This is a genomic window from Bradyrhizobium yuanmingense, assembly GCF_900094575.1.
In the GTDB taxonomy this organism is placed as follows: Bacteria; Pseudomonadota; Alphaproteobacteria; order Rhizobiales; family Xanthobacteraceae; genus Bradyrhizobium; species Bradyrhizobium yuanmingense.
The window spans coordinates 1-5,858 of the sequence record NZ_FMAE01000062.1; the positions used below are offsets into that span (position 1 = coordinate 1).

At 58.8% G+C, this 5,858-nt stretch carries 11 protein-coding genes and 2 pseudogenes; 6 read left to right on the forward strand and 7 right to left on the reverse strand.

The genetic code is table 11. The features are described 5' to 3' along the window. The 3 genes from GA0061099_RS38485 to GA0061099_RS38490 form a co-directional block, all read right to left on the reverse strand. Positions 1–267 (reverse strand): transposase (locus GA0061099_RS38485; protein ID WP_208604909.1); only part of this gene is annotated, 267 nt, incomplete at its 3' end. Between the two features lie 142 nt (positions 268–409). Next, positions 410–631: a hypothetical protein gene (locus tag GA0061099_RS40875; RefSeq protein ID WP_124163421.1), complete on the reverse strand. Its 222-nt coding sequence runs from the start codon at positions 629–631 to the stop codon at positions 410–412. An 86-nt stretch (positions 632–717) separates the two neighbouring features. Next, entirely contained in the window at positions 718–1,134 is a 417-nt protein-coding gene (locus GA0061099_RS38490) for a hypothetical protein (protein ID WP_036032173.1), read from the reverse strand. 454 nt (positions 1,135–1,588) lie between these two features. On the opposite strand from GA0061099_RS38490, the gene GA0061099_RS41950 reads away from it, so the two are divergent. Together GA0061099_RS41950 and GA0061099_RS41955 are read left to right on the forward strand one after the other, a co-directional pair. Beyond that, entirely contained in the window at positions 1,589–1,870 is a 282-nt protein-coding gene (locus GA0061099_RS41950) for a PIN domain-containing protein (protein ID WP_199751078.1), read from the forward strand. Beyond that, the gene (locus GA0061099_RS41955; RefSeq protein WP_244429440.1) at positions 1,849–2,007 is read left to right on the forward strand and encodes an NYN domain-containing protein; all 159 of its coding nucleotides are present in this window, start codon (positions 1,849–1,851) and stop codon (positions 2,005–2,007) included. Before GA0061099_RS41950 ends, GA0061099_RS41955 begins: the two co-directional genes overlap by 22 nt. A 27-nt stretch (positions 2,008–2,034) precedes the next feature. Here the strand turns inward: GA0061099_RS41955 and GA0061099_RS41960 are convergent, their stop codons facing one another. After that, positions 2,035–2,304 carry an ImmA/IrrE family metallo-endopeptidase gene (locus tag GA0061099_RS41960; RefSeq protein ID WP_199751077.1) on the reverse strand — a complete coding sequence of 90 codons (270 nt, stop codon included), beginning with the start codon at positions 2,302–2,304 and terminating at the stop codon, positions 2,035–2,037. Between the two features lie 473 nt (positions 2,305–2,777). Here GA0061099_RS41960 and GA0061099_RS38505 point away from each other — a divergent pair, with 473 nt between their 5' ends. Next, complete coding sequence (locus GA0061099_RS38505) at positions 2,778–3,020, forward strand: hypothetical protein (RefSeq protein ID WP_141697811.1); 243 nt, start codon at positions 2,778–2,780, stop codon at positions 3,018–3,020. A 177-nt stretch (positions 3,021–3,197) separates the two neighbouring features. Here GA0061099_RS38505 and GA0061099_RS38510 read toward each other — a convergent pair whose 3' ends face one another. Then, entirely contained in the window at positions 3,198–3,398 is a 201-nt protein-coding gene (locus GA0061099_RS38510; RefSeq protein ID WP_036032177.1) for a hypothetical protein, read from the reverse strand. A 38-nt stretch (positions 3,399–3,436) separates the two neighbouring features. Between GA0061099_RS38510 and GA0061099_RS38515 the strand changes: the two are divergent. Continuing rightward, positions 3,437–3,711 (forward strand): annotated as a pseudogene (locus GA0061099_RS38515) (transposase); the annotation flags it as partial. 292 nt (positions 3,712–4,003) lie between these two features. Here the strand turns inward: GA0061099_RS38515 and GA0061099_RS42605 are convergent. After that, a pseudogene (locus tag GA0061099_RS42605) lies at positions 4,004–4,301 on the reverse strand (IS481 family transposase); the annotation flags it as partial. Positions 4,302–4,404: 103 nt separating this feature from the next. Between GA0061099_RS42605 and GA0061099_RS42610 the strand changes: the two are divergent. Beyond that, positions 4,405–4,671: a transposase gene (locus GA0061099_RS42610; protein ID WP_036032180.1), complete on the forward strand. Its 267-nt coding sequence runs from the start codon at positions 4,405–4,407 to the stop codon at positions 4,669–4,671. A gap of 17 nt (positions 4,672–4,688) precedes the next feature. Beyond that, the gene (locus GA0061099_RS38525; protein ID WP_244429441.1) at positions 4,689–5,525 is read left to right on the forward strand and encodes a DDE-type integrase/transposase/recombinase; all 837 of its coding nucleotides are present in this window, start codon (positions 4,689–4,691) and stop codon (positions 5,523–5,525) included. 9 nt (positions 5,526–5,534) lie between these two features. On the opposite strand, the gene GA0061099_RS38535 is transcribed toward GA0061099_RS38525, so the two are convergent. Then, a partial coding sequence (locus GA0061099_RS38535; RefSeq protein ID WP_074448212.1) for an IS5/IS1182 family transposase occupies positions 5,535–5,858 on the reverse strand: 324 nt, incomplete at its 5' end.

The following is a 5,858-nucleotide window of genomic DNA, read 5'->3' on the forward strand; positions in this document are numbered from 1 at the left end:
CTCGAAGGTTTGCCGCCGTAGCTTCGGAACCTTCAGATTGACGTCGCCCGCCTTGGTCTGCAGCGTTCGCTCGTAGCTGCCTGCCCGCGTGTCCTGCCGCGCCGGGCTGCGCTCATACCGCCCAGCACCGCACAGCTGGTCCGCTTCGGCCTCCAGCATCGCGTTCAGTGTCTCTTCCACTGTCCCGCGGACCATCTCGCCCAGGTGATCTCGAATCCGGGCCTCATCAATTTGGATCACCTGACCCATGGCATTCCCATCGTTCATTCAAAGCTCCTTCATTCTAGAAGAAGCCGTCAATCCTGAAAGTGCGAAAGAATCTGTACGTTATCCAGATCCGCAGTGAGTGCTGGATCCGCGCTGATCGCTTTGTACGAAACGTACAGCGCCGCGTTCATCGACAGAAGCGCTATTCCTGAAACAAGCTCTCCGTTAAATTGTCGCTGGAGGCATGGAGTGTCGTGATGGCTACGAGCAGTTCGATTTCCGCCGGATCGCATAGATCGCGATTGACGAGGCGGCGGCGGTCTGCGTTGAGCAAGTCGACGCCGAGCGGCCAGGGCGGGTGAAGCAACGATCGTTCATGAAGCGGCGGCGGAAGTAATAATTGCCCAGCAATCTTGAAGCGCACCGCGCTCGCATAACTTTTTTATGGAATATTTTCCTATTTTCCGAATGACCGAAACCGCTGGTTAATTTCCAACCAACCGCCGTTACTTACGACGCCTTCGCTTGTCGTCGGCGGACAGCGTCGTGCTGGCGCCGCCTGCGTTTCCGCATACGTCGAACTAGCGCTATCGAAGGCATCGATGGCAGCGTCGTGGCTGCAGTCGGCCCCTCGACCGCGTGGACATTAGGCGGCTCCATCACCTGGGCGGGTGCGGGCCGCGCCTCCATGATCTCGAGAACCGCACGACCCTTGTCGGTGATGCGCCAGCCACCGTTCATGCGCTCGATGAGACCTTGGGAGAAGATATCCAGGTCGGGCACGCGGGCCGCCAATCGCTTCGTGCGCTCGCTCCAGTCCCGTCCGCTGGTCGCCAGGATCGCCATATCGCGCTTGAGGTCGGCCATGGCGGCGAACCCGTCTGGATAGCTGACCAGCACCTTGAGAACCGTCACCTGGAAGTTCACTGCCCCACTCCGTACCCGGCTTCCGCGAACTTATTTCCCCTACATCTTAGAGGCACTCGAGACCTCCTGTCGAGGTGCGGGCGTGGTGATGGCTTAGAACTCCAGCCCAACTGCTTGATGCTGGCCAAGGCTCTGCTTCACCCGCAGTGGCCTAGTCCGCTCGCGAAGCTCATCGGCGATCAAAAATGTGCGGCGTCTGGGGGTCGAGGCCTTGCGACCTGGTACCGCATGCCCATATCGACGAAGCTCCGGCTCGCTCGGGTCATTATTCTCCTAAATCATTATTTTGATCATTTTCTCACGATCCTCATTGGAGAAGCGCCCGCATGACCACCTACACTTACGTCGACAATTCCAACCTCTACATCGAGGCTCCCGCGTCTCGGCCGCCAAAAAGGGCAAGGCGAAGAACATTGCCGAAGCCATGAGAAACGGCATTGTGGATCACGGTTGGATGCTCGACTACGGCACGCTGTACAAATATCTCAGCGGGGAGGACACCGTCGCCAAGTTGTGGGGCTCGCCACCTCCCGGCGACTCCTTCTGGAAGATGGTCGACAAGGTCGGCTTCAAGACCCACGTCTACAACAAGAACGCCGGCAATAAGGAGAAGAAGGTCGACGTGGCGATCGCCACGGCGATGATGGATGACACTTCAACGTCATCGACAAGGAAAACGACGATATCCGGCTGGTGGCCGGGGATTCGGACTATGTGCCGGTCGTCGAGAAGCTGATCGAGCGCGGCTTCAAGGTCGAGGTGGCGTTTTGGGGTCAAGCGGCTCGGGAACTGCGCCAAGCTGCCGCAAATTTCTTCGAGCTTGATGGCAAGCTTGATGAATTCACCCGCGCCGCGCCGCAAGCAGCCGCTTAGATCGCTCCCGCGATCCAGCGGGCGCAGCTAGGCCCGCGCGAAGCGGCGGCGGTTCGCCACTCGCTGGTAGGCGCCGGTCACGTTGAGCCGCATGCGGACCAGCGGCTCGCTTGCGCCATACATGTCGGACGCTTTCGAAATCGTGAGGCTGAGGGCGGCGATGTGCATGGCAGCCTCGTCCGAGACCAGGAGCGCCGGTCCGAGCCAGTTGGCCTCCTCCTCCATAGTCTTGTCGTAGTTGCCCGTGGGCCAATTCGTGACTGATATCAGCGGCCTGCCATTTCCTGTCGTGGGCATCGTTATTCACAATGAAGCGCTCCTGGCCGACCGCAAGCGTCACGGCCGAGAAGTCTTTCTGACCGTTGCCTGTTCGTAGGTAAGCGACCGCGTCAGGAGCCAACTTCGCGTAGTCGCTGAGCGGAAAAACCGGAAACTCCAGATGCTCAGCGAGAACGCCAGGGGCAAAGCGGCAAATGCGGCGCGATATCCAGCTCCTTGCGGAGGCTGGTCCACATACCAGTTCGCTTCTGCTTTGAATGGTCATGCCCCAACATCAGGTTGGCGCGTACTGCAGTTACAAGACACTCACATCCATGCAGACAGCGCGCTAGGTATATCTCTGTCTGAGATACTGCCAGTATGCGTTCGGCCCGAATCACTCACCTGAAATGTTAATTCACGAGTGGTTTCAGGGGCGACTGGAGTTGATTATTCTACCCCTGCTCGGGTGGACCTCCCACGGCGACTCCTTTTTTCGGGGATGGGGCGAAATGATGAAGCAACTTGTAAAAACAACTGAATGGCGCGAGACCAGCGATACTGGCCGCTTCGTTCTTCGCTGGGCGGAAAGCATCCTCGAAACCAGCTTGATCACCAATCAGGATGGGTCAACCTCGCGAATCAGCCGTCCACGAATTCGGGAATTCGAAGAGGAGCGGCGATATTCAAACAGCCATGAACGGACCGCGATCGAAAAAGAAATTGCGCAATTGGGCGGCCGGGAGACTTCATAAGCTACGATGGCGTGCAGGTACCTGCACGCTGCGATTAACTGGTCGACCGTTAAGAAGCTGGACCGAGCTGAGCTGTCGCTTCACCAGGGCAACAGCCCGCCCCGTATGGCGGAATCTGACTGAAATCCCGCGGCGATGGTGGGGCGCGCACCATTACATCTTGGCTGAGGCGCGGAATTATTCCGCGTTCTCCGCCGGCAGAGCTAAAGATAGAGATAACTCACGTGCCTGCCCCGGCGTCACTTGGAGGTAAACGCCGACGACGCTCGCAATGGCAATGGAGATTTCATCATCCATCTGCTCAATTATGATGGCACCCGGCTTGTCGATTTCGATCCGGCAATACGTCCAATGATAACCATCCTGTTCATTCGCCATCACGACACAGCCTCCATTTGTCATCGGTTCAGCTGGAGGTCGTGTGGGCGGACGGCGTCTTCCTGCAGGCTCGCATGGAAGACCACAGCAAATGCATGCTGGTGCTGATCGGCGCGACGCCGGAAGGCAAGAAGGAACTCATCGGCTTCCAAGTCGGCGTGCGCGAGAGCGCGCAAAGCTGGCACGAACTGCTCGTCGAAGCCAAAACCCGTGGGCTGAAGATCGCCCCGAAAAAGTGGCCGTTGGTCATGACGCGCTCGGCTTCTGGAAGGCGCTCGACGAGGTCTTTCCCGCGACGCGACATCAGCGGTGCGATGGCCGACGATTATCTCACGTCGGCGCGTCTTGCGGTAAACCATGCGTTCGATTGTCCAAGCCGTCATCGTTCCTCACGGTAGCACCAGTTGATCCGAACCGAGTTGCCGCGCCCTCTCTATTGCCGCCCTGCGCGTCCTGGGGAACATCAATGGGATCTCCGTCCTGAATTCATAGTCTTTGACCGAAATACTGGGCGATACGATCCGGATGCGCCAATAGCGGCGCCCCTTGGCTTCTTCCCGTACTCGCGCTCCCACCGCGAAGGGTCAATCGTAACGTAGCGCCCTGGAGCTCCGCGTCAGATGGAGTATGCTCGGCTGCAGGGCTTAGAGCCAATCGAGCGGCAGCAGCACTGTGCCTCCGGAAAGCGGCGACGATCACCTCTTTCTCGATGGAAGGATTGTCGATTGGCTCCCTTGGGGCCTGTCGAACGATCGGCGACGGTCTCGCGCTGCTTCACTTCGCGACAGTCTTCTATTGATCCCATAGCGCTTGGCGAGTGCTCTTAGGCTCTTTTTGACTATTTTGTATTGCTCGACGGACTCCCTCCGTCGTGGTGGTGCAGCCGTGTAAAACTTGTCCCATGGCGCATCCTTCGAATCGTGCGATGATCTGAGGCCGACAAACTGGACCATTTTTGGCTAGAGTTCTCGCTGCCGAATCCCTCGGCTGGGACGAGCGATGGACCATGAAGGCCTCGAAGTTTTCAGATGCTCAGAAGGCGTTCATCCTGAAACAGGGCAACGACGGGGTTGCGGTGGCGGAGATCTGCCGTAAGGCCGGGATCAGCCAGGCAACCTACTTCAATTGGAAGAAGAAATATGACGGGCTGCTGCCCACCGAGATGCGTCGGCTGAAGCAGCTCGAGGAGGAGAACGGGAAGCTGAAGAAGCTGGTCGCGGACCTGTCGCTCGACAAGGAGATGCTGCAGGACGTGATCCGCCGAAAGCTATGAAGCCCGGTCGGAAGCGCATGCTGGTCGACGCGGTCCGCAGCGAATGGCAGGTCTCGATCCGCAGGGCCTGTGACGCTCTCGAATTTGACCGCTCGACCTACCACTACAAGTGCCGTCGCTCCGGCCAGGCTGCCCTCGAACAGAAGATCAAGGAGATCTGCCATGTTCGTATCCGCTACGGTTATCGTCGTGTTCACGTGCTGCTGCGTCGTGAAGGCTGGCGCCATGGCCAGAACAAGACGCGGCGGATCTATCGCGAATTGGGCCTGCAATTACGCAACAAAACGCCGAAGCGCCGGGTCAAGGCCAAGCTGCGCGATGATCGCAGGCCGGCGACGCGATCGAACGAGACCTGGGCGATGGACTTCGTCCATGACCAGTTGGCGACCGGACACAAGCTGCGCGTGCTCACGATTGTCGATACCTTCTCCCGCTTCTCGCGGCGCTGGCGCCGCGATTCACCTTCCGCGGCACCGATGTTGTGGAGGTGCTGGAAAGGGCCTGCAAGGAAGTGGGAGTCCCGGCAACGATCCGCGTCGATCAAGAACAGCGAGTTCGTGTCCCGCGATCTTGACCTCTGGGCCTACCAGCGCGGTGTCACCCTGGACTTCTCGCGGCCAGGTAAGCCAACCGACAACGCGTTCATTGAGGCCTTCAACGGCCGCTTCAGGGCCGAATGCCTCAACGCCACTGGTTCCTGTCTCTTGCGGACGCCTAGCAAAAGGTGGAGACTTGGCGCAGATACTACAACGAAGAGCGGCCCCATTGCGCGATCGGCAATCGACCGCCGATTTTACTGCAAAACCACGTCGGCGCATCCAGCCCGCCAACGTGATCACGGCGAAAAACTCTAGGGCTCGGACTCAATTGATCCAATAGGCAACGATGGCGGCGAGATGGACGGCAGCCAAGAAGTTCGTGGCTAGTTTGTCGTAGCGAGTTGCGACACGCCTGAAATCCTTGAGGCGGCAGAAACAGCGCTCGATGACGTTGCGCCCCTTGTAGGCGCGTTTGCTGAAGCTGTGGAGAGTGACCCTGTTGGATTTGTTTGGAATGACGGGCTTGGCACCACGATCGACGATTTCGGCTCGAAAGCCATCGCCGTCGTACCCTTTGTCGCCAATGAGGGCAGACATGGGTGGCGCGAGTTCCAAAAGGGCTGGCGCTGCGGCAATATCAGCGTCCTG